The organism is Mammaliicoccus sp. A-M4, assembly GCF_022386955.1.
In the GTDB taxonomy this organism is placed as follows: domain Bacteria; phylum Bacillota; class Bacilli; order Staphylococcales; family Staphylococcaceae; genus Mammaliicoccus; species Mammaliicoccus lentus.
This window is the reverse complement of the sequence record NZ_JAJNHH010000005.1, coordinates 133058-156476: the sequence shown is the minus strand read 5'-3', so window position 1 is coordinate 156476 and position 23419 is coordinate 133058. Positions and strand designations below refer to the sequence as shown.

The window sequence follows — 23419 nt, the reverse complement described above, 5'->3', positions numbered from 1 at the left end:
GGCTCTGGCAGGTAAATCTGTTTCGAAATCTACGATTTCAGAAGTTATGAAAAATATTGACCCCGATATTCAAAAGTGGTCGAGTAGACCTATTACTAGTCATCAGTACAGATATGTATTTGTTGATGCCATGCATATTAAAGTTAGAGAGAATAATAAAATAGTTTCTAAAGGCGTTTATATAGCTATGGGAGTAAATGAACTTAAAAGACGTGAAATTATTGGTTTTAAAATTTCTAATCAAGAATCTGAACAGGCTTGGTCTGAGTTCTTTGAAGATTTAAGAATGCGTGGCCTCACAACTCCTGAGCTCATTATTTCTGATGCACATTCTGGTCTTATTAAGTCTATTAAATCACAATTTATAGATTCAACTTGGCAACGTTGTACATTTCATCTTCTTAAAAACATCATTGAAAGATTCCCAAAAAAGAATTCACAAGAGGCAAGAACATTACTTAAATCTATTTTTCAAGCTCCTACATATCAACATGCGCTTGAAAGTAAAAATGAATTTGTAACTAAGTATGAAAATAATCCTAAGTATTCAGAAGCTTTAAATATATTAGATCAGGGCTTCGAAGATGCCACACAGTTTTATAGATTTCCAGCACAACACCATAAGAATATACGAACTACTAACTCTATTGAAAATATAAATATGCAGCTTAGAAAAAGAGAGAAAGTCATTAAGACTTTCCCTAACCTAGACTCAGCTTTTAGATTAATTGGTGCATTACTCATGGATATTCAAGAAAATCTAGATAATGCTAAAAGACCTTTTATTCCTTAAACTTACTACTTATTTTTGAAAAATAAGTAGAGATTAACAAAATGAATCTGCTAAAAATCAAACAGATTTATTTTGTTAATACATTCTAAAAAACCAAAGGTTGATTACTTCTAAAGATATTACACATAAATATGGACTTGACTGTTTACCATATGTATTTAAGTTAAAATTACAATGCAGTCATGAAAAATATCACGCTAACGGGCTTGTTTAAAAGCACTAGCTCGTTAGAAAATGTAACGGGCTTGTCTCGAATTTCTTGCACGTTAGACCAGTATATCAACTCCATATTTATAAAAAAATAAAGCACTTCGCATAATTTAATTAATAATGACAAAAACTAAATTAACGAAGTGCTTATATCAAACTTTTTTCATTACTAGTAATTCTACCTATGGTGGGCTACGAAGTTTTTAGCAAAATGAGAACTCAATCTCACTCCCTCGTAAATAACTAGTTATGAAGATTTTTTATTATGTCGAACTGATGTAATCCAGCCGATAATCACTAATGCTAATAAAACTGTCCAGAAAATAGACTGCCATACAATACCATGTGGGAAATCATGTGGTATCAATGCAATTTCATCATGTGCTAATACGATAACGAGTAGCTTTATACCTACCCAACCAACTATAGCGAAAGCTGCTGCTTCTAAATTCGGATATTTATTTAATAATTCTACGAAATATGTTGCAGCGAATCTCATAATGATTACACCCATCATACCACCTATGAACATTACACTGAATTGTCCTAAGTCCATTCCGCCAAAATGAATACCTAAAGCTGGTAATGTTACCGCGATTGCAAATGCTGCTAACATAGAGTCTATAGCAAATGCGATATCTGCAAATTCAACTTTTAATACTGTCATCCAGAAGTTCTTCTTCAATTTATGATGACCTTCACTATCAGAAGGGAATTCTTCTTCGGTAAAGTTCTCATCACTTTCTTCAACATCATCGGGCGTTTTAATCTCTTTATCTTTATGCTTTTTAAAATCTATTAAGTTCTTAACAGACATATAAATAAGATAAAGTGCCCCTGCTGCTTGAATTGGCCAGAAATTAGCCAAGAAGCTAATTAAGAATAACGAAATAAAACGGAAAACAAATGCACCTAATAAACCATAAAATAATGCCTTTTTCCTTAAATCTTCAGGTAAATGTTTTACCATTACTGCCATTACAACTGCATTATCTGCAGCCAATAAACCTTCAAGAAAGACCAATACGACTAAAACCCAACCATAGCTGAGCAATAAACTTGGATCCATCATTCTCACACTCCAATTTTTATTTTGCAAAACAAAAGAGACCATGCCTAATAAAAGGCAAAGGTCTCACTTAACATTTATAACATGCCCATATTACCGGAAACTTGCGTTTCGTAATGACGATAATATGCTAGAATTTACATTCTAAAGTTACTCCCCTTCGACAAAGTCGTAGGTCTATTTAGTTTTCTTCGTTATTATACATTGTTTTTTAGTTTATAACAAACTATATAATTTAATTTCTGGGAATTTATCTTCAAACCATCTTGTAGCAAATTCATTTTCAAATAAGAATACGAAATTATCATAACGATCTTTCACTAATATTGAACGGCTAGAGTTCATATTATCTTTAATATCTTTTTCGTTTTCAATCCATCTAGCTATTTTCTTTCCAACTTGTTCCATTACAACGTCAACATTATATTCGTTTTTCATTCTATGTTCGAATACTTCAAATTGTAGCTGTCCAACAGCACCGAGTATAATTTGGTTCGTGTGTAATGTTTTATACAACTGAATAGCACCTTCTTGTACTAATTGTTCAATACCTTTATGGAAATGTTTTTGTTTCATAACGTTTTTCGCACTAACTTTCATAAAGATTTCAGGTGTAAACTGTGGTAAATTTTCGAAATGGAATTTCTGATTATTTCCTACAAGTGTATCTCCTATTTGATAATTACCAGTATCATACAGTCCGATTATATCCCCACTCACTGCATGGTTAACAGTCTGTGTATCATCAGCCATAAATGAAGTTGAACGTGTGATTTTATGTTTTTTCTTCGTTCTTTGCAATGTTACATCCATACCTCGTTCAAAGGCTCCACTCACGACACGCATAAATGCGATTCTATCTCTATGTTTTGGATCCATATTTGCTTGAATCTTGAATATAAAGCCTGAAAAATCTGTATCAAATGGATCAACTACTTCACCTTCTTCAGTCTTTCTGCCATTTGGCATTGGTGCATGATCTACATAGGCATTTAAGAAGTTTTGTACACCAAAGTTAGCTAATGCAGAACCAAAGAATACAGGTGTTAACTCTCCAGCAAGCAACATTTCTTTATCGAATGTTTCACCCGCTTCTTCAACTAACATCAATTCGTCAATAGCTTGTTCAAACTGTGAATCATTTTTAATTGGATGATTTTCTTCTAATTCATAATCATCATTTAAATGTAGTACATTTTCTTCATCTCTAAATGGCTCAATAGTTTTCTCTTCTCTATCAATAATACCGAAGAAATTTTGACCCATTCCAACTGGCCAGTTCATAGGATATGTTTCAATTTCTAAAGTTTTTTCAATTTCTTCAAGTAATTCAAATGGTTCTTTACCCATACGGTCAAGTTTATTAATAAACGTAAAAATAGGGATTCCTCTCATTTTACATACTTTAAATAATTTTAAAGTTTGGGGCTCTATCCCTTTAGCACAGTCAATTACCATGACAGCACTGTCTACAGCCATCAATGTTCTATATGTGTCTTCCGAAAAGTCTTCGTGTCCTGGTGTATCTAGAATATTGATATTATAGTGATCGTAATTAAATTGCATAACAGAACTGGTTACTGAAATACCACGCTCTTGTTCTACTTTCATCCAGTCACTCGTAGCAAATTTTCCTGACTTTTTACCTTTAACGGTACCTGCTTGTCTTATCGCACCACCGAATAGTAATAATTTCTCTGTTAACGTCGTTTTACCAGCGTCTGGATGCGATATAATCGCAAAGGTTTTTCTACTTTCTACTTCTTCTTTTATTGTCACAATTCATTTCTCCTTATAATTCGGATGTCCAATGGCTAATTCTATTCGCTAATTCGTTTGCGTCTTCTTCATCTAATATATTAAACAAATGTATATACAGATGTTCAATTAATGATTCACCGAATAAGTCATAATCGATTTGGATAGACCAAAATAAATCTGGAATAGAAATAACAAAATATTCTTCCTTTTTATTCTCATATATAAAAACTTTGCATTTTAAGTTATCAGAATGGCTTTCTCTAATCTTCACTAGGTTTACCTCCATATTTTTCATAAGCTGCTTCTAGACCAATTAAATCGTCTCTATGAGGTGCTTTAATATTTCCTGGCATAATTTGGTAAGGTTCTCTTCCTTTTGATGCTAATACCACTGTATCTCCTGGTTCTGAAATTTCAATAGCGTGCCTAATACCTTCTGCTCTATCTTCAAATTCTACATAGTTTTGGTGTGTCGCTCCTTTAGCTAATTCTGCTGTTAACATTTTCGGATCATCATTTGCTGGATTATCTGGTGTAAATACAACGTAATCTGCTCGACAACTTATTTTACCCATTTCAGGTGTTTTTGTTAAGTCTCTTTCTCCAGCCATACCTATTAAAAATATCAATTTTTGCTTAACAAAAGGTTTTACAGCATCAATTAATTTATCGATACCATCAGATGTATGCGCATAATCAATAATTAAATCAATCGGTAGGTTTTTATCTAATACTTCTAAACGTCCTTCAACTGGGGGCATCTGTTTAACAGCTTTAATGATTTCTTTTAAATCATAACCTTGCACCCAAACACCAAGAAGGCTCGCTAATAAATTAAGAATATTGAATTTACCTAAATACGGAGATTCAACTTCATATTCACCAAATGGCGTTGTTAAAGTAAATGTCGCGCCATTGATAGATTCATTAATATTTTGAGCCATAAAATCAGCTTCATTGTCTATTCCATATGTAAATATTTCAAATGGAGTAACCGGCTCTAGCTCTTTAGAAAAAGCATCATCAGCGTTCAATATGACAAATTTGTCTTTTCTATAGTCTTGGCCTAATTGGCTAAATAATAATGATTTGGCATGACCATATGCTTCCATTGTGCCATGAAAATCTAAATGATCTTGTGTTAAGTTTGAAAATATCGCAATATCAAACTCTACGCCTCTTAGTCTACCTATTACTAGACCGTGACTAGATACTTCAAAAGTCATGCTTTCACATTCTTGCTTAACAGCCTCGGATATATGTTTAGTTAATGTAACTGTTTCCGGTGTCGTGTTCACACCCTCCGTTACAGTTTCATTAATTTGAAACCCATTTGTTCCAAGATAAGCACTATTTTTACCAAGCGCTCTAGTTAAATGATGTACCATCGTTGCTATTGTCGTCTTACCATTCGTTCCAGTAACACCTATTGTTTTTAATTTTTGGCTTGGATATTCAAAAATTATATGGCTAAAAATACTTGCTATTTTTAATGTATCTTTTACAACAATTAATAGTACTTCTTCAGATAATTCAATATATCTATCGCTTACGATTACAGTACACCCTTGTTCAATAACATTAGGGATAAATTCATGACTATCTACTGTATAGCCTCGGGAGGCTACAAATATAGATTTTTCAGTTGCAGTTCTAGAATCAGTTGTAATATCGTTTACTTCTTGGTTTGTATTCCCATAAACTTGCTTTAATTTTATTTTGTTTAATAACGTCTCAACTTTCATCGTTATTTCTCCTTTATTTTCAATAGGTCTATTATACACTTTCTTTATATGATTTTATAGTTTTGACTTAAGATATATCTAGTTGTAAAATGAGTGAGTACTCACTTTTAAATTAAAAGAGGTGTTCATAATGATAAAAGTAGATAATATAACTAAGTCATACGGAAAAGTTAATATATTAAATGATATGACAACACATTTTGAACCAGGTTGTATCACAGGTTTAATTGGCCCTTCTGGTGCTGGTAAAACAACACTCATAAAATGTATTTTAGGAATGGAAGCCATTGATTCAGGTAATATTACGATTGAAGATGTCGACATACCTAACCGTAAAATTTTACGTTCAATTGGATATATGGCGCAAAGTGATGCATTATACGAGGATTTAACTGCTTACGAGAACATGTTATTCTTTGGAAAATTATATATTACTAAAGAACAAAATTTACAAACCAATATACAACGTGCTTTAGAGATGGTGAATTTATATAATGAACGCAAGAAAAAAGTAAGTGCTTTTTCTGGAGGTATGAAAAGAAGACTTTCTCTCGCTATTAGTTTTATTCAAAACCCAAAAATATTAATTTTAGACGAGCCTACTGTAGGTATAGACCCAAAATTAAGAAAGTCTATATGGAACGATTTATTTGAGGAACGTAATAAAGGAAAAACGATACTCGTCACGACTCACGTGTTAGATGAAGCGGATAAATGTGACAGACTATTATTAATGAGAGACGGCAATATTATTTCTTACGGTTCGTCTGATGAAATAAAATCATCATTTAAAGTCAACACGATAGAAGAAGTTTTTCTTGAGTTAGGAGATGGTGTAGATGCTTAATATAGCAACAAGAATATTTAAACAAGTGTTGCGAGATAAACGTACACTAATGCTTCTGCTCGTTGCCCCACTGCTCATCTTAACATTAATTTATTTCTTGTTTAATTACTCAGATGAATCTAAAGAGTTAAAAATCGGCACGTATCAAGCTAATGAACATTTAATAAACCAATTACATGATAAAAACATTGAAACAGTTCAATATGATGATTATAAAAATTTAAAAGATAAATTTAAAAATGATGACCTAGATGGTTTTGTAGAAGAAAGTAATCACGAGTATTCTATTACTTATGAAAATTCAGACCCTAGTGTAACGAATCAATTAAAGTTAAAGGTTAATCAAATTTTAGTCAGTAAAAATATCAATCAGTTAACAAATGCGTTAAATAATCAAAGTAAAATGTTAAGTGAAATAACGAAAAAGTTACCAGACAACATAAAACAAGATTTACCTCAACAAGACAAACCAAAAATTGAAAAAATTGAAACATCAAATCACTATTTGCATGGCAATAAAGATACGAATTATTTTGATACAATCAGCCCAGTTTTAATTGCATTCTTTGTATTTTTCTTTACCTTTTTAATTTCAGGTATTTCTTTACTGAAAGAAAGAACTTCAGGCACACTTGACCGTACACTATCCTCTCCAATTAAGAAATATCAAATTATTATAGGTTATATAATTGGTTATGGTACATTTGCTGTCATTCAAACAGCATTAATTGTTATTTATTCAATATATATATTACAGATGATAACAGAAGGAAATATTGCGCTCGTATTTATAACAAATATATTGATTTCATTTATTGCTTTAACTTTAGGCTTGTTATTATCAACTTTTGCATCATCTGAATTTCAAATGATTCAATTTATACCTCTAGCTATTGTTCCACAAGTGTTTTTTGCGGGTATAATACCAGTAGACTCAATGCACAAAACATTGCAATATATTGCACATATAATGCCGCTTTATTACGCTGGCGATGCAATCCAAAACGTTATGATCAGAGGTTATGAAATATCAGATATATATGTGAATTGGATTATTCTCTTCCTAATATTTGTCTTGTTGCTAGTCTTAAATATATTAGGTATGAAAAGATATCGGAAAGTGTAGGTTTATATTATGAATCGCTCTATTAAAGAAATTATGAACGAACAACTAAAAAAGCAATCACAAATAAGTGAAAAACAAAAAGCAGTATTAAATAGCGCAACGGTATTATTTAGTGAACGTGGATTTTATAATACCTCGACAAAAGACATTGCGAGAATGGCAAAAGTTTCTGAAGGCACTGTATATAAACATTTCAAAACAAAAAATGAATTATTATATGCAGGATTATTACCTTTATATAAATCGGTAGTTGCTCCTGAAGTGTTAAAAGAATTCAGTTCAGAATTATCAAAATGTGATAATTTAGATGCATTTATTGACACATTTGTAGATAATAGAATAAAATTCATTGATAATAATAAAAATATAATAAAAATAATTTTTGGAGAAATAATGTATAATACAGATTTTCGTAATATAATGACTGATGTTGTTAAGCAATCAATCGGTCCCACTATTTCTCAATATATTCAAAATTTAAAAGACAACAATCAAATTGATAAAGATATACCCGCTGATTTAGCCTTTCGAATGATGGCTAGTCAAACGATTAGTGTGATGTTACCTGTATTACTTTCTCAAGATTACTCAAAATCAAAATTAAATGAAAATATCATATTAACTAAACAATTATTGATAAAAATGTTGAGATAATCATAAGAAACTGTATAGATTATGTAATAAATGCAATATCTTTTCACAAATTAAGGAAAATACGTTAAACTATCATAGATAATAAATACAAATACGGAGTGTGGCTAATGGTTTCTCAAAACAAAAAATTATTGATTATTACCGGTTCTTTTGGTAACGGTCATTTACAAGTAACGAATAGTATTGTGAAACAATTTGGTGAAATGAATCTTGATCATTTAACTGTCATTCAACATGATTTATTTCTTGAAGCACATCCTATTATGACTTCTATTGCGAAACAATGGTACATTAATAGCTTCAAATATTTTAGAAATATGTATAAATTTTTCTACTATAGTCGTCCTGAACAAATAGATAAGTGTTTTTATAAATATTATGGATTAAATAAATTGTTAAATTTACTAATTAAAGAGAAACCTGATTTAATATTACTGACGTTCCCTACGCCAGTAGTATCTGTTTTGACTGAACAATTTAATTTGAACATACCTATTGCTACAGTTATGACTGATTATCGTTTGCATAAAAACTGGGTTACACCACACTCAAATCGCTATTATGTAGCGACTAAAGATTTGAAAGAAGAGTTTAATTCAATAGGTATCGACTCAGAATCGATTAGAGTTACAGGAATACCTATTTCAAAACAGTTTGAAGAACCTATCAATCGTCATGATTGGTTAATGAAACAAAATTTAGATCCAAATAAAAGCGTTATATTAATGTCCGCTGGAGCATTTGGAGTTTCTACAGGTTTTTCATCTATGATTGAAAAAATTGATGCACATGCTAAAGACTCTCAAGTAGTCATGATTTGTGGAAACAATAAATCTTTACGCTCTGATTTAGCTCAATACTTTAAAGGTAATAAAAACGTACTTATATTAGGTTATACAAAACATATGAATGAGTGGATGGCTTCTAGCCAACTGATGATTACGAAGCCTGGTGGTATAACAATATCTGAAGCGTTTGCTAGACACTTACCATTAATTTTTCTTAACCCTGCTCCAGGACAAGAACTAGAGAATGCTGAATACTTTAGTGAAAAAGGATATGGGAAAGTTGCTAACACACCTGAAGAAGCTACTAAATTAGTTATTTCACTTGTAAATCAACCTGAAGAACTTAAAGAAATGACACAACTACTAGAAGAAAACTATTTAGAAAAACCAACTGAAACAATTTGTAAGGATTTACTTTCATTACTAAGCGATTCACTTACTTACAATGAAATTTATGGAAAGGTCCCTATGTATGCCAAATACTTCATCAGGTAAATCATTCTATAAAAAAGATTTTTGGATAATGCTCGTCATTTTATTTATGATGGAATTTGCTAGAGGTATGTATATATTAAGTTATTTACCATTTTTACCAACGACTACAGCGAAAGTGACTGTTGGTATTACTTCTACAGCAATTTCTTTACATTTTATAAGTGACGCGTTAACAAATTTCGTAATTGGTTTTCTATTAAAAAGATTCGGTCCAACTGTAATCTTAACTAGTGGTTTTTTATTAGCATTTACAAGTTTAGCATTAATTATTTTCTTCCCATCACCTGTTATTTATATTCTGAGTGCTATTTTACTCGGAATTGCAGTCAGCCCTATATGGGTGATTATGCTTTCAAGCGTAGAAGAATCATCACGTGGTAAACAAATGGGTTATGTTTACTTTAGTTGGTTAGTCGGTATGCTTTCAGGTATGATATTTATGAATTTATTATTCAAATTACATCCAACTAAATTTTCATTTATGATGGCATTATGTGTATTAGTCGCTTGGGTATTGTTCTACTTTGTTAAAGTACAATTGACTGATTATGAAAGTAAATCTGTAAAAAAACAATTAACAGAAATTGTAGATGTTACAAAGAGACATTTGTTATTATTCCCAGGTATATTTTTACAAGGTGCTTCAATAGGAATGCTTGTTCCAATATTACCAACATACGCAACTAAACATATGGGTGTAACAACCTTAGAATATACGATTATTTTGATAGTTGGTGGTATTGGTTGTACAATTTCGATGCTATTCTTTTCAAAACTGATGGATAAATACGCTAAAGTATTTACTCATATCATTATTTTTATAGGCTTCTTAGCTTACAGTTCATTTATTTTTGGATTAACTTTATTAACACAGCTATTTATTGTTATAACAATCGCCCTATTAATCGGTACGATTTACGGCCTATTATTGCCAGCATGGAATACATTTATGGCTAGTCATATAGATACAAAAGTACAAGAAGAAACATGGGGTGTATTCAACAGCGTACAAGGTTTTGGTACGATGATTGGACCTATACTAGGTGGCGTTATTTCAGAAATATTCGCTGACGTATACTATACAATTTATGCTTCAAGTTTAATTTTCTTATTCTTAGCTTTATTTTATGGTATATACTTTTTAAATGTCCGAAGAAAGAAAAGATCAAATACTATATAAAAAAACAGAGGATATCCATTTTAAGTGGAATATCCTCTGTTTTTTTATTGAACAATTAAGTTCTAGAATAATCTGTTTAAATAATATAATTATGTCTTATATTGTTTAATTTTATCCTAATGTATAAGATGCTTCTTCAGACCAAGTTTCATCATCATTTTGTTTCATTAATTTAATAGTATCAATCGTTTCTGAATGATTGATACCAGCCATTTTAACTTGCCCAAAGATGTCTTCAAACTCTTGGCTAGAAAGACCTTGTGCAATTGTAAAATGTGGGACAAATGGATGTGTGCTTTCACCATAGAATTCACTATTATTAAATTCATTATACAATGCTTCTAATTCATCTGTTTTTGTTACTTTAAAGTATATTACGTTTTTAGTTGGCGTAAAACTAGACGCCTTTGATACTTGAATGTTTACTGGTTGATGTTGTTTAGCAGTTTCCGCAAGTCTATCTTTAACTTTGTCTAGTTCATTGTCTTCAATGTCAAATTTTTCTTTAATAGTAATATGCGGACTAATTAATGCATAGTGTTTATCGTATCTTTTACGATAAGCATTCACTGCTTCTTGGAATGGTTTTGATGGAATAAGTACGATGCCTAATTTCATAATGATACTTCCTCCTTTGTTTGTCTTCTATTTTATTATATCAAACTTTTCTGTTTTTGATGACTTAAAAAGTAACTTAACATGTCTTCTAAGTGCGGTTTCCATGTTTTCCATGTGTGCCCACCCTCTAATTCTCTATATTCGTAAGTTATGTTATATTTTTGTAAAAGTTCACTAAAAGCTCTATTTGGTGTAAGAAAATCAGCATAATTGCCACTAATCAGTTTAAAATGATTTTCTTCTTTTCCAATATAATGTTTAATGTTTAACAACCCTAATGATGAGCACGCTTTAAATTTTTCTGTAACGGTATCGTTAATCATTGGACTAAATAAACCTAGTTGACTAAAATGATGTGGGTATTCTAGACCTGTTAATAAAGCAATGCTTGCTGCTAAACTATCGCCTAATAGTATTCTAGCATTTCCCACTTTCAACGTAGAAAATGTTTTATCAATATAAGGACAAAGCTCTTTCACAACAAATTTTGACATTTCTTTTCTATGCGAACCATCTGGATGAAATTCTTTTCTTCTTTCTTCGACACTTTCATAGTGAACACCTACTATGATTGCTTTATCTATTTGATTCGCTGATCTTAGCTTTTCATACGTTCGATGTATTTGGCCGAATTGGAAGAAATCACGACCATCAAAAGTAATAATCACATGATGTTTATACAAATCTGTATAATCTTTGGGTAAATAGATTGAGACTGTCACTTCCCTTTCTAAAAATTTACTTTCTAAATTAATTTGATCAACTAGACCTACTTTTTTATCCATAAAAAACGCTCCCAACTATACATATAAATACATTGTACAGTAGAGAGCGCATATTTGAAAGCGTTTGATATTTATAAATTATTCTTTAATATCAAATTCTTTTAAACGTTTTGGATAATCTTCATGCCAGAATTTTGCATCTGGAACTTCATTTGGATCGGGTCTATATATTGCATATTTTCCTGAACCTTTTTCTTTCTTTTGCCTTTCGAAATCTTTAAGTGCTCGTAATGCTGGTTTGTGTAGTATCCATATTGCAATAATATTCAACCACGCCATCATACCAACACCTAAGTCACCCATCATCCATGCTACATCCGCCGTTTTAACACAACCATAAATTGTGGCAGCTATGAGCACTACCCGCACAAGATTTATCCATATTTTCTGCTTGTCGGAGGGGACTATAAAGCTGACGTTGGTTTCTGCAATATAGTAATATGCGAGTATAGTTGTGAAAGCAAAGAAGAATAACGCTAATGCGATGAAATATGAACCTATTCCAGAATAGCCCGGACTAAATGTGTAGTCATCTCCTGAGAATGCTTTATCTATACCTGCTTGTGCATACATTGCTGTACCACTCACATCTTTACTACCATCAGCACTTTCTACATAAATTCCATTATCATGAATTAAATGTGGCGATCCATCTTTATTTGTAGCACCATCTGTAGTATTAAATGTACCAGTCATTAAAATCATTAATGCTGTTGCTGTACACACTAATAATGTATCAATATATACAGAGAACGCTTGTACTAATCCTTGTTTTGCTGGATGTGAAACTTCTGCTGCAGCAGCGGCATGAGGCCCAGTACCTTGACCTGCTTCATTTGAGTACAGTCCACGCTTTACACCTATCTCAATCATGGCACCAAATATACCACCAAATGCTGCTTCAGCTCCAAAGGCTGATTTAAATATAAGCGCAATTAACGAAGGAACTGCATCTATATTAAGAATAATAATTAATATTGCAAAACCTATGTAAATAATAGCCATAAACGGAACAACTGCCGTTGCTACATTTGCAATTGATTTAATACCACCAAAAATAATTAACGCTAGTAATATTGCTAAAACAATAGCTATAATCCACGCATTCAAACCGAATGCATTTTTCATTGAAGAGGCAATCGCATTTGATTGAACACCAGGTAGTAACAAACCTACTGAAAGTATTGTAACAAGTGCAAAAATAACTGCGTAAATTTTTCCTGCTTTACCCTTTATTCCAGTTTCTATATAGTAAGCAGGACCCCCACGGTATTGACCTTTAATTTCTCTTTTATAAATTTGACCGAGCGTTGATTCGATGAAAGCTGAACTAGCACCTAAGAACGCGGTTGCCCACATCCAAAATACTGCACCAGGACCACCGATGAAAATCGCTGTCGCAACACCCACAATATTACCAGTACCAACACGACCAGCTAATGAAACTGCTATCGCTTGGAAAGAAGAAATACCTGTAGGTGACTTTTCCCCTTGAAACATTAACCTTATCATTTCTTTAAAATGTCTAATTTGAAAAAACCGCATCATAAATGAGAATAAAATTCCTGTAAGTAATAAACCATATACAAGGGCTTTACTCCACACTATATCATTGGCAAAGCTAACAATAGATTCCATAATAATCTCCCCTTTGTTGTAAGCCTGTAAGATAATTTCTGAATTCTGAAAATTTGGAAATTATCTTGTTATGATTATACCATGTATAAAAACACAATCAATATATTTTTTCACTTAATAATTATAATATTTGTAAGCGTTTTCTTTGTTGATTTAATCTTTTTTTATATTAATATAGTTTAAAATACTATTAACTTTCTATTCATGAAAGATTAATATTTATTCTAATCCGTACAACTTAAAATTAGTATAGATTAATTTACGAATATAGATTTAAAAGTATTTCCAATTATCATTGTCAATTTTCATTTTTCGCTTATAATATAATGGTATACAAAACTAGATTAAAGGAGGTACGCTCTTGTTAAATAAAGCTTGGTTCCGTTCAGGAATCGCCATTCTCCTAACATTTCTAATCATAAAAGTATTTATGGAAATTAATCAGATTTTTTATCCAATCATTGTTATTGTTCAATCGATTTTATTACCTTTATTATTAGGTGGTTTCTTATTCTATATTTGTTTACCATTCCAAAAAATGTTAGAAAAAAGAAAAATACCTAGATGGGGCAGCATCACTATTTTAATGATTGCATTAGTATTCGTTATTATGTTGTTCATTTCTATAGTTGCACCTCTAGTAACAGATCAAATTAACAATTTAATTAGAAACATGCCTTACATCCAGCGTGAAGTACAAAATGCAGTAGATTATGCTTTACAACAAAGAGATAGACTACCAGATAACATTTCTCAAAAAATTAATGACTCTATAGAAAGTATTAGTGGTATTGTGACAGATATGCTTTCAAACTTATTTGGATATATATCTTCATTAGTATCAACACTTTTCTTATTAATTTTAGTACCTTTCTTCTTAATATATATGTTGAAAGATCATGAAAGATTTATCCCGTTTATCGCTAAACCATTTAGAGGACGTACAAAGTGGTTCGTAGTTAATTTATGTAAAGACATTAACCAAACGCTACAAGCTTATATACAAGGCCAAGTAACAGTCAGTTTAATCTTAGGTGTCTTACTTTATATCGGTTATACATTTGTAGGCTTAGACTACGCTCTATTACTTGCCTTGCTCGCATTAGTAACTAATATGATACCATTCCTGGGACCATGGTTAGCTTTCATACCAGCAGCCATTATTTCAATAATTCAAGACCCAGTGATGTTTATATGGGTAAGTATTATTACGTTAATTTGTCAGCAATTAGAAGGTAATGTTATTACACCAAATATTATGGGTAAGACTTTAAGCATTCATCCCCTAACAATTATTACTGTTATATTAGCAGCTGGTAATTTAGGAGGATTCGTAGCTATTTTAATTGCTGTACCAACTTATGCTGTTATTAAGACAATTGTTAGAAATGTATACACACATAGACAATCAATAAGTTCAACAGCATCGAGAACGGTAGAAGATGATCCAATAGTAGATAATGATTTAAAATAATGACTATTTAAAAAGCCGAAACACGGCGTTCGTGTTTCGGCTTTTTTACTGTACGCTACTCTTCTTTCAAGCTATATTCATTTTGCGGTTCGATAATTTTTATTTATCGGCCTGTATTTTGCGTTTGCGGTTCGATAATTTTTATTTATCGGCCTGTATTTTGTGTTTGCGGGTCGATAATTTATTTTATCGACCTGTATTTTGCGTTTGCGGTTCGATAATTTTTATTTATCGACCTGTATTTTGCGTTTGCGGTTCGATAATTTTTATTTATCGGACTGTATTTTGCATTTGCGGTTCGATAATTTTTATTTATCGACCTGTATTTTGCGTTTAAGTCTGAAACATAACAATGTATCAGACCTCTTTATTATGACGGCAGTAGCTAATTAAATTGAAAATGCACTTATATCAAGCTGTTTTAAATCCTAGTCATCCTTGCCGGGACGGGACTACGAAATCTCTCTCCCATTTTAAATATCATTTCATATAAATAAAAACTCACAATTCGAAGGTTAAACAACAACGAATTGTGAGCACTATTTATGAGACTAGTTTACTTCCCAAACTAATAATTATTTTACGATATGATAACCTGAATCAACATGAATGTTTTCACCAGTTACACCGCTAGAGTAATCACTTAGCAAGTAAGCAGCTGTTTTACCTACTTCTTCTGTGTCTACATTGCGTTGTAATGGCGCACGTTCTTCAATTTCTTTAAGGATAGAGTTAAATCCACCTACACCTTTAGCACTTAAAGTACGGATAGGTCCTGCAGAAATTGCGTTAACACGGATATTATCTGCGCCTAAATCACTTGCTAAATATTTAACATTTGCTTCTAAACTTGCTTTAGCTACGCCCATAACATTATAGTTAGGAACTGCGAATTCCCCGCCTAAGTATGTAGTAGCAACGATACTGCCACCTTCAGGCATAAGTTTTTTAGCTTCTCTTGAAACAATTGTTAAAGAATAAGAACTGATGTCTTGTGCAAGTAAGAATCCTTCTCTTGTTGTATCACTAAATCTACCACGTAAATCTTCCATATTAGCGAAAGCAATTGAATGATAAACGCCATCTATTTTACCGAACTTATCGCCTATTTCTTTAAAAGCATTTACAACGTGATCGTCTTGTTGAACATCGCATTCATATAAATATGCTTCATCTTGGTTTTTTAGTTCGTCGAATAATTTTTCAAGTTGATTTTTACTACGTTCTTTTCTGTAAGTAAATACTAATTTAGCGCCAAGTTCATCTAATACTTTTGCTACGCCGAAACCAATACTTCTCTTATTAGCAATACCCATAATGACATATGTTTTTCCTTCTAAATTAAACATTCATTTAACTCCTTTAATATGTATATTATTCTTTACATTCACTGGTAATGATACCACTGGTCATACCACCTGACAAGCATAATACCTTTATTTTCATTTAGAAAAAAGCAAAAATGAGAAGCAAGTTTCACTCCTCATTTTCACTTTAAATCAAATGAATTCCATATCTTGTTTTAGTTCTGATACATATTCTTTCGAACCTGTAACAATCAGTTTATCTCCATATTGTAATTCTGTATCACCATGCGGTACGATTGAATCTTTTCCTCTAATAATTCGTACGAAAATGATATCGCCTGCAAAAGGAAATGAACGTAATAACACATTATGGTAACTGTGATTTTTCATTTCGATTTCATATAGTGATGTTTCTACGTTACTTAATAAGTTCAGTACGTTTGGAGATTCAATTAAACCTTTAAGTAATATCTTATTACTTAAGAAACTACTAAAGAATTCAATGTTCTTATCGTGTAATTCATCATCTTCTGAAATGTTTTCTTGCTTACAAATAATACGTTTAACACCATGTTTATGAGCCATTAAAGCTACTTTTTTATTAATAGCATCATCATTTGCAGAACAAACAATGATATCTGATTTAAATAACCCAAGCTCTATTAGTTCTTCTTCAACATAATCATCTAACTCATGTGTTTTAATACTTTCATCTAAATTACGATGATCAGCTAAGTCTTTTCTAAAGAACATAGTCGTTTGATATATGTGTGAATGAATACTTTGAGCAACTGGTATAGACAGTTGGTTTTTACCAATGAAACTTACTTTAACAATTACTTTAGTTTCTTCTGGTATTGGGAATAACTTCTTGAATACTATTGGTACAAACACACATGTTATTACTGCACTTAATACAAGTATACCTGAGATTTCAGGTGAAATAGTGCCTAATTGTTCAGCAATTTTAGCAGCTGCAATTACAAGAGAAAGTGTTGACGTTAATAAAAATGCTGATGAAATTGTTGTTTTCATATCATACCATTTTCCAATAATACTTACTGGTATTAATTTTGAAATTAAGAAAGCAATAAACAATAAAGGTATGATAAGCAACAAGCCTGGTTCTTTTATTAAAGAAGGTATGTTTAAATTTACACCGACCATGATAAAGAATATTGGTATGAAAAACCCATATCCAAATGAATCTAATTTCTCTATCATATCTTGATCTGGACCAAGCAATGAAACAATAACACCTGCTAAGAAGGCACCAAGTATATTTTCAGCCCCTACGCCTTCAGCTAAAGCAACCAATAGTATAATAAGTGCAAATACTGCTCTTATCCCTATTTGTGTTGTTCCTGAAGTTAACTTTTTTAAGAACGGTGATTTAATGAAATAGCCACCAATTATGTAAAATACAATTCCAAATGCGATTAAAATCGTTATTAACCATAGCGGTGAATCACCTTTTGCGTTTATCGTACCGTAAACAGTCAATAGAATCATCGTTACTAAATCTGCTACAACTGCAACTAGTAAAATAAACTGACCTATGCTCGTATGCATAATATTCATTTCTTTAAGCGTTGGAACAACTACGCCTAGACTTATTGTTGAAATGATAATAACCATAAGTAAAACATCATCGATTAAACCTGTCCATTTAAATACAAATGCTAAAAATATAGATAAAATCATAATCATTGAAAAGACGATAGTCATTAAAGATAAATTGCTTGGAATTTTATTCGCTTCTTCATCTTCTGAATGTTTCTTTGACTTAAATGCATTGAAATCAATTTCTAAACCACTTAAAAACATCAAAAAGATAAATCCAAGTGTAGATAAAATGGATAACCAAGCATCCTCTTTAACTAGACCAAATAAAGAATCACCAATTATAATCCCCATTATAATTTCGGCTACGACTACAGGTAAGAAAGATATTTTAAGTCTATTGACTAGTATAGGGGTTAAAAATGCTGCTACTACCACTATTACTAGCGAAGTAAAACTAGAATGTTCCATATTTTTCTCCTTATATTAAATATGACATAAATGCAGTTGCTAAACCAAAATATATTAACATACTAATAATGTCATTAATTGTCGTTATAAACGGGCCGCTTGCTACTGCAGGATCTATATTCATTTTATTCATAAACATAGGTATGATTGCTCCCATTAATGTACCAACTGTCATTGCAATTGTAAGACTGATGGAAACAATCAACGCCAAAACTGGCTCTCTGTATAATAAAATAATAATTAGAAATAAACTAAGTGCACAGCAGAAACCAGTTAATAAACCGGAGCCTGATTCACGTAAAGCGAGCTTGAATTTGCTTTGCTCATCAATTTCCCCTGTGGATATATTACGTACTGAAACGGCTAAAGATTGCGTGCCTGAGTTACCACTCATACCACTAATTATTGGGATAAAAGCTGCTAATAAAGCTACTTGAGATAAGGTTTCTTCGAATTGGCCTAGTATTGATGCTGTAATCATACCTAATACTGTTAAAATTAATAACCAAGGTAAACGTTTCATTGCTGTTTGAAACACAGTATCGTTAGTAGAGTCTATATCAGACACACCGGCCAATTTAGAGTAGTCTTCACTTGCTTCTTCATCCATAACATCTAAAATATCATCGATTGTTATAATACCTAATAAATGATCTTGATAATCAATAACAGGTAATGCAATTAAATCATAATCTCGCATCGTTTGAGCTACGTCTTCTTGGTCATCTGCTACATTAGAACTAATTACACGTTCACTCATAATTTCTTCGATATATGCGTCGTTTTCTGCGACGATTAAATCACGTAGTGAAATGACACCAGCTAGTTTTTTATTCTCATCTACAACAAAAATAACGTAAATTGTTTCTGCTTGAGGCGCTTGTTCTTTTACATAAAACATAGCTTCCTTTACAGACATTGTAGAATAAACTGAAATGTATTCTGTTGTCATGATACCGCCGGCAGTATCTTCTTCGTAATGAAGTAGCGCTTTAATTTCACGTGCGTCTTCCCGGTTCATAAGCGTGAGCAAAGTGGCAACTTTATTCCTAGATAACACGTTTAGAATATCTACTGCGTTATCGTAAGACATATCACTTAACATTTCACTCGCGTAATTGGCATTCATATTTTGAAATATTTCTTCATATTCTTCGTCATCTAATTCAGTGGTTTCAAAGAAATCCGCAACTTCATTAGGTGAAAGAAATTGATATATTTTTTGCTTAAAGGTGTCATCACATATTTCAAAGTATTCACCTTGATCATAAGTATGTAAGCGTAAAAATTCTTCTCGAAATTGATCAATATCATTGTTCTCTAATAAAGCATCTAACTGTTCTTTATCAAATGCTTCATCTTCGACATATTGCTCATTATTTTCGTTTGCCAATCTTGCCACCTCCTCTTAAAAAATTCAATTCATTATAGCACATCTACGTATTATAAGTGATAATGGACATCATCTTCAATATAAATTTTTCTTTTCGTAATTGGGTGTTCAAATTCCACAACATGACATTGTAATAGCTGGTGAGAGTATGCTGTTTCATTAGAACCATACAAACTATCTCCTACAATAATATGGCCAATGTGTGAAAGGTGAACACGGATTTGATGTGTTCTTCCGGTAAATAATTGTAATTTTAATAATGAGCGCGTATCTTTTTGGTTCAATAATTCGTAATATGTATGCGCAAATTTTCCCGAGTCAGAAACTTCTCTTTCTATAATAGAATGTCTCGCTCTCGCTATAGGTGCAATGATATCGTCACTTTTTCGTTGCACTAAACCATGAACAATTGCTAAATAATATTTATTAATAACCGTTTGTGACATCATATGGTGCAATAGTTGATGTTTCGTAAATATAACTATACCACTTGTCCCTCTATCTAAACGTGTAACGATATGTGGTATTGTTTGTTCTTCATTTTTATTCATATGGTATAGCACCGCTTCAACTAAACTATTGTGCGGGTGTTCTCTCGAAGGTGCTGTATTAATGATAGCTGGTTTAGACACTATAATTAACCATTCGTCTTCATATAATATATTTAATGTAATATCACAAGGCTCTAAATTAATGCTTGGCGTTTCATTCGGTAAACATACTTCTACTTTATCCCCTTGTTCTAATACTTTTCTTACAGTTGCATGTTCCCCATTAACAAATAAAGCACCATTTTTCTTAATGGCGCTTAAACTCTTTTTAGATATGCCTTTGTCATATAAAAATGTCTTTAACAACATAGTCGATGTTGCATTATATTGTAAAGTTTTCATATGTTAATCCTCATTTGAGATAAATGAATCATGCACTCTTTTCCAAAATGGGAAAGGTCTGAATCTAGCAAATCTCACTTTTTCATTTGCAACTCTATATTGTATAGACTCAATATTTTTATGTTTAACGTTAACATGATCAATCGTAACTTGTAATGTATCTTGATTAACTGGATGTATGTGACAAACGTGATGTTTAGGTAATACTAGTGGTGAGCCAACCGTTCTAAACACTCGGTTGTTTATAGACGCGATTTCTGCAATTTGCATCGCTTCTAAAGATGGATGTATTAAAGCACCACCTAATGCTTTGTTATAAGCAGTTGAGCCAGACGGTGTAGATACGCATAAACCATCACCTCTAAAGCGCTCAAATTGTTCTCCTCTCAATACTAAATCCACAACTAATGTCGCACCATCGTCTGTTTTGATTGTCGCTTCGTTCAAAGCAAGATATCTTGTTTCATATCCACCCTTTTTATAACGAACAATTACTTCTAACAATGGATACTCTATTACTTGATATGTAGAGTTATTAATTTCAATAATAAGTTTTTCAACTTCATGCGGTAGCCAGTCAGCGTAGAAACCTAAATGTCCTGTATGTACGCCGACAAAACTTACATCCCCTAGCATGTGACTATACTGGTGAAATGCTTGCAATAATGTACCATCTCCACCTACCGAAATTACAATATCAGGAGATTCTTCATCTTGAACCATATTAAAATCAGTCATATGGTTTTTCATTTTGTACATTAACGCATTAGACTTAGAGTCACCTTTTGACAAAATATTATATTTCACAGCATTCACCCCTCAATCATGATTATGTTTATTGCTTTTCTGTCTAGAATAATATTTTTGAGCTTCTTGAATTTCTTCACGAATTTCAGACATTTCCTCATCTAATAAAAATGCTGCTTCTGCTGCTCTTTCAAGCCTATTCCTTATTTCTGGAGGATAAGCACCGTCATACTTATATCTTAAAGTATGTTCAATTGTTGCCCAAAAATTCATTGCTAACGTTCTAATTTGTATTTCAGCCAAAACAGTTGTCTTACCATGTAATGTTTCAATAGGATAGCTTATGATGACGTGGTATGAACGATATCCACTTTCTTTAGTGTATTGAATATAGTTTCGTTCTTCTACCACTTCAAAATCTTGACGTTGTCTTAGTAATTCCACAACAACATCTATATCATCAACAAATTGACACATCATTCTTAAACCTGCAATATCATACATTTCTTCCTTTAATCTATCGAAAGGTATGTTACGCTGATTTGCTTTATCAATAATACTTGAAATTGGCTTTACGCGACCTGTAACAAATTCTATTGGCGAAGGTCTATCTAAAGATTCGTATTGTTTACGTAACCCCTTCAATTTAATCTTCAACTCGTCAATTGCTTGTTTATATGGTGCCAAAAATTCGTCCCATTGATTCATAACCATCACTCCGCTTTGTTTAATTCAAATGCTTCTTCTACAGAAGCGACAAATGCTTTACCATAGTTGTGATTATCTGCGATGTTGTCTAGTAAAAATTCCATTTCTTCTTTAAATGAAGTTAATATTAAATGATCGTTCACGATGACTTCTTTATCAAAATTCTCGTGAATCATTGACCATGTTTCTTCGACAAATAATAAATAATCATATTGTTCCCCACTGTCTAACATATATACAAACGCAAGATTATCGCTATCAACAATCATATGTTCAGCCGGCTTTAATCCATCAGTTGGTTGGTCAGTATAACATTGTATTTGATTATCATTAATTTTAATTTCATTTACATAAATACGCATGACTGTTCCTCCTTATTCCCATTCATTTTAACACATTTTAATTTAAAGATTCATAACATGACTCTATTTTTACATAATTACTTGTTTAACCTATTATCTTCTATAATAATAGTATTAAAGGAAGTGTTAAAGACAATGGGACAAGAATTAGAAATAGAGTTTAAAAATTTACTTACTCAAGAAGAATATTCATCATTAAAACAATATTATTTTAAACAAAACGAACCTTTTAAACAAACAAATCACTACATAGATACAGAAAACCACGATATCATTTCTCAAAAAATGGCACTAAGAATACGTGAGAAAAACAAGCAATATGAAATGACTTTAAAAGTACCACAAAAAGTGGGTTTACTAGAGTACAACGAAGTAGTAGACAGTTTACCACCAATAAATGAACCGTTAGACAAACATTTTTTACCAAAAAATATTTCTGAAATATTAAATAAACAACAAGTTCCCTTAAATGAACTAAAGCTCTTGGGCGACTTAACCACATATAGATTAGAAAAAAGCCTAGATACAGGCCTTCTCGTTTTAGATCATAGCGAATATTTAGGGAAAGAAGATTTCGAATTGGAATTTGAAGTAACAGACTATAATAAAGGAAAAGAAGCCTTTTTAGAACTACTTGCTGAACATCAAATTGAAAATCGTAAACCAGATAACAAAGTGAAACGCTTTTTTGACGCCCAAAGTCAATCAACATGAATTTGTTTTGATTACAAGTCGAATTACTTTTAAATATATAAGAACATGTTATATTAATATTATCAAGATTGAAATAAG

At 31.7% G+C, this 23419-nt stretch carries 22 protein-coding genes; 8 read left to right on the top strand and 14 right to left on the bottom strand.

Translation table 11 applies throughout. The annotated features are described in order from the left end of the window. A partial coding sequence (locus tag LQ682_RS06495; protein ID WP_239724039.1) for an IS256 family transposase occupies positions 1-793 on the top strand: 793 nt, incomplete at its 5' end. Positions 794-1250: 457 nt separating this feature from the next. On the opposite strand, the gene LQ682_RS06490 is transcribed toward LQ682_RS06495, so the two are convergent. The 4 genes from LQ682_RS06490 to LQ682_RS06475 all read right to left on the bottom strand — a co-directional run bounded on the left by LQ682_RS06490 (position 1251) and on the right by LQ682_RS06475 (position 5578). Beyond that, on the bottom strand, positions 1251-2072 hold the full coding sequence (locus LQ682_RS06490; protein WP_026023726.1) for a TerC family protein: 822 nt from the start codon (positions 2070-2072) through the stop codon (positions 1251-1253). A 216-nt stretch (positions 2073-2288) separates the two neighbouring features. After that, positions 2289-3851: a peptide chain release factor 3 gene (locus tag LQ682_RS06485; RefSeq protein WP_064211112.1), complete on the bottom strand. Its 1563-nt coding sequence runs from the start codon at positions 3849-3851 to the stop codon at positions 2289-2291. A gap of 13 nt (positions 3852-3864) precedes the next feature. Further along, positions 3865-4104 (bottom strand): YueH family protein, encoded by a 240-nt coding sequence (locus LQ682_RS06480; RefSeq protein WP_064204868.1) that lies wholly within the window; start codon positions 4102-4104, stop codon positions 3865-3867. After that, positions 4094-5578: a UDP-N-acetylmuramoyl-L-alanyl-D-glutamate--L-lysine ligase gene (locus tag LQ682_RS06475; RefSeq protein WP_239724037.1), complete on the bottom strand. Its 1485-nt coding sequence runs from the start codon at positions 5576-5578 to the stop codon at positions 4094-4096. The genes LQ682_RS06480 and LQ682_RS06475 overlap by 11 nt, the downstream gene beginning before the upstream one ends. A gap of 130 nt (positions 5579-5708) precedes the next feature. Here LQ682_RS06475 and LQ682_RS06470 point away from each other — a divergent pair, with 130 nt between their 5' ends. The 5 genes from LQ682_RS06470 (at position 5709) to ltaA (ending at position 10668) form a co-directional block, all read left to right on the top strand. Beyond that, positions 5709-6425, top strand: a complete 717-nt coding sequence (locus tag LQ682_RS06470; RefSeq protein WP_239724035.1) for an ABC transporter ATP-binding protein — start codon at positions 5709-5711, stop codon at positions 6423-6425. After that, positions 6418-7551 carry an ABC transporter permease gene (locus LQ682_RS06465; protein WP_239724033.1) on the top strand — a complete coding sequence of 378 codons (1134 nt, stop codon included), beginning with the start codon at positions 6418-6420 and terminating at the stop codon, positions 7549-7551. Before LQ682_RS06470 ends, LQ682_RS06465 begins: the two co-directional genes overlap by 8 nt. Before the next feature lie 9 nt (positions 7552-7560). Then, positions 7561-8205 carry a TetR/AcrR family transcriptional regulator gene (locus tag LQ682_RS06460; protein ID WP_064204864.1) on the top strand — a complete coding sequence of 215 codons (645 nt, stop codon included), beginning with the start codon at positions 7561-7563 and terminating at the stop codon, positions 8203-8205. 107 nt (positions 8206-8312) lie between these two features. Beyond that, positions 8313-9488 (top strand): diglucosyl diacylglycerol synthase, encoded by a 1176-nt coding sequence (locus LQ682_RS06455; protein ID WP_017000861.1) that lies wholly within the window; start codon positions 8313-8315, stop codon positions 9486-9488. Further along, positions 9466-10668 carry a lipoteichoic acid biosynthesis MFS flippase LtaA gene (gene ltaA, locus LQ682_RS06450; protein ID WP_064204863.1) on the top strand — a complete coding sequence of 401 codons (1203 nt, stop codon included), beginning with the start codon at positions 9466-9468 and terminating at the stop codon, positions 10666-10668. Before LQ682_RS06455 ends, ltaA begins: the two co-directional genes overlap by 23 nt. A 111-nt stretch (positions 10669-10779) precedes the next feature. Here ltaA and LQ682_RS06445 read toward each other — a convergent pair whose 3' ends face one another. The 3 genes from LQ682_RS06445 to LQ682_RS06435 all read right to left on the bottom strand — a co-directional run bounded on the left by LQ682_RS06445 (position 10780) and on the right by LQ682_RS06435 (position 13709). After that, entirely contained in the window at positions 10780-11286 is a 507-nt protein-coding gene (locus LQ682_RS06445) for a 2'-5' RNA ligase family protein (protein ID WP_017000863.1), read from the bottom strand. A gap of 35 nt (positions 11287-11321) precedes the next feature. Next, on the bottom strand, positions 11322-12071 hold the full coding sequence (locus tag LQ682_RS06440) for an alpha/beta hydrolase (RefSeq protein WP_017000864.1): 750 nt from the start codon (positions 12069-12071) through the stop codon (positions 11322-11324). Between the two features lie 78 nt (positions 12072-12149). Further along, positions 12150-13709: an alanine/glycine:cation symporter family protein gene (locus tag LQ682_RS06435; RefSeq protein ID WP_017000865.1), complete on the bottom strand. Its 1560-nt coding sequence runs from the start codon at positions 13707-13709 to the stop codon at positions 12150-12152. Between the two features lie 361 nt (positions 13710-14070). On the opposite strand from LQ682_RS06435, the gene LQ682_RS06430 reads away from it, so the two are divergent. Beyond that, positions 14071-15183, top strand: coding sequence for an AI-2E family transporter (locus LQ682_RS06430; protein ID WP_017000866.1), 1113 nt, complete (start codon positions 14071-14073; stop codon positions 15181-15183). Positions 15184-15758: 575 nt separating this feature from the next. Here LQ682_RS06430 and fabI read toward each other — a convergent pair. The 7 genes from fabI to LQ682_RS06395 all read right to left on the bottom strand — a co-directional run bounded on the left by fabI (position 15759) and on the right by LQ682_RS06395 (position 22627). Continuing rightward, complete coding sequence (gene fabI, locus LQ682_RS06425; RefSeq protein ID WP_016999367.1) at positions 15759-16532, bottom strand: enoyl-ACP reductase FabI; 774 nt, start codon at positions 16530-16532, stop codon at positions 15759-15761. Between the two features lie 150 nt (positions 16533-16682). Continuing rightward, positions 16683-18524 carry a cation:proton antiporter domain-containing protein gene (locus tag LQ682_RS06420; RefSeq protein ID WP_064204861.1) on the bottom strand — a complete coding sequence of 614 codons (1842 nt, stop codon included), beginning with the start codon at positions 18522-18524 and terminating at the stop codon, positions 16683-16685. 10 nt (positions 18525-18534) lie between these two features. Next, positions 18535-19917 (bottom strand): magnesium transporter, encoded by a 1383-nt coding sequence (gene mgtE, locus LQ682_RS06415; protein WP_016999369.1) that lies wholly within the window; start codon positions 19915-19917, stop codon positions 18535-18537. A gap of 50 nt (positions 19918-19967) precedes the next feature. Next, on the bottom strand, positions 19968-20810 hold the full coding sequence (locus LQ682_RS06410) for an RluA family pseudouridine synthase (protein WP_239724031.1): 843 nt from the start codon (positions 20808-20810) through the stop codon (positions 19968-19970). 3 nt (positions 20811-20813) lie between these two features. After that, positions 20814-21617 (bottom strand): NAD kinase, encoded by an 804-nt coding sequence (locus tag LQ682_RS06405; protein WP_016999371.1) that lies wholly within the window; start codon positions 21615-21617, stop codon positions 20814-20816. Positions 21618-21629: 12 nt separating this feature from the next. Further along, entirely contained in the window at positions 21630-22265 is a 636-nt protein-coding gene (gene yjbM / locus LQ682_RS06400; RefSeq protein ID WP_016999372.1) for a GTP diphosphokinase, read from the bottom strand. A 5-nt stretch (positions 22266-22270) separates the two neighbouring features. Then, on the bottom strand, positions 22271-22627 hold the full coding sequence (locus LQ682_RS06395) for a UPF0738 family protein (RefSeq protein ID WP_016999373.1): 357 nt from the start codon (positions 22625-22627) through the stop codon (positions 22271-22273). Positions 22628-22762: 135 nt separating this feature from the next. Here LQ682_RS06395 and LQ682_RS06390 point away from each other — a divergent pair, with 135 nt between their 5' ends. Then, positions 22763-23341, top strand: a complete 579-nt coding sequence (locus LQ682_RS06390; protein WP_064204859.1) for a CYTH domain-containing protein — start codon at positions 22763-22765, stop codon at positions 23339-23341. Positions 23342-23419 lie beyond the last annotated feature (78 nt).

What these genes read in the sequence shown, in the direction of transcription:
- LQ682_RS06490 (WP_026023726.1), bottom strand. Translation starts at nt 2,072, where the DNA reads ATGGATCCAAGTTTATTGCTCAGCTATGGTTGGGTTTTAGTCGTATTG.
- LQ682_RS06475 (WP_239724037.1), bottom strand. Translation starts at nt 5,578, where the DNA reads ATGAAAGTTGAGACGTTATTAAACAAAATAAAATTAAAGCAAGTTTAT.
- LQ682_RS06470 (WP_239724035.1), top strand. Translation starts at nt 5,709, where the DNA reads ATGATAAAAGTAGATAATATAACTAAGTCATACGGAAAAGTTAATATA.
- LQ682_RS06465 (WP_239724033.1), top strand. Translation starts at nt 6,418, where the DNA reads ATGCTTAATATAGCAACAAGAATATTTAAACAAGTGTTGCGAGATAAA.
- LQ682_RS06460 (WP_064204864.1), top strand. Translation starts at nt 7,561, where the DNA reads ATGAATCGCTCTATTAAAGAAATTATGAACGAACAACTAAAAAAGCAA.
- LQ682_RS06455 (WP_017000861.1), top strand. Translation starts at nt 8,313, where the DNA reads ATGGTTTCTCAAAACAAAAAATTATTGATTATTACCGGTTCTTTTGGT.
- ltaA (WP_064204863.1), top strand. Translation starts at nt 9,466, where the DNA reads ATGCCAAATACTTCATCAGGTAAATCATTCTATAAAAAAGATTTTTGG.
- LQ682_RS06445 (WP_017000863.1), bottom strand. Translation starts at nt 11,286, where the DNA reads ATGAAATTAGGCATCGTACTTATTCCATCAAAACCATTCCAAGAAGCA.
- LQ682_RS06440 (WP_017000864.1), bottom strand. Translation starts at nt 12,071, where the DNA reads ATGGATAAAAAAGTAGGTCTAGTTGATCAAATTAATTTAGAAAGTAAA.
- LQ682_RS06435 (WP_017000865.1), bottom strand. Translation starts at nt 13,709, where the DNA reads ATGGAATCTATTGTTAGCTTTGCCAATGATATAGTGTGGAGTAAAGCC.
- fabI (WP_016999367.1), bottom strand. Translation starts at nt 16,532, where the DNA reads ATGTTTAATTTAGAAGGAAAAACATATGTCATTATGGGTATTGCTAAT.
- LQ682_RS06420 (WP_064204861.1), bottom strand. Translation starts at nt 18,524, where the DNA reads ATGGAACATTCTAGTTTTACTTCGCTAGTAATAGTGGTAGTAGCAGCA.
- LQ682_RS06410 (WP_239724031.1), bottom strand. Translation starts at nt 20,810, where the DNA reads ATGAAAACTTTACAATATAATGCAACATCGACTATGTTGTTAAAGACA.
- yjbM (WP_016999372.1), bottom strand. Translation starts at nt 22,265, where the DNA reads ATGAATCAATGGGACGAATTTTTGGCACCATATAAACAAGCAATTGAC.
- LQ682_RS06395 (WP_016999373.1), bottom strand. Translation starts at nt 22,627, where the DNA reads ATGCGTATTTATGTAAATGAAATTAAAATTAATGATAATCAAATACAA.
- LQ682_RS06390 (WP_064204859.1), top strand. Translation starts at nt 22,763, where the DNA reads ATGGGACAAGAATTAGAAATAGAGTTTAAAAATTTACTTACTCAAGAA.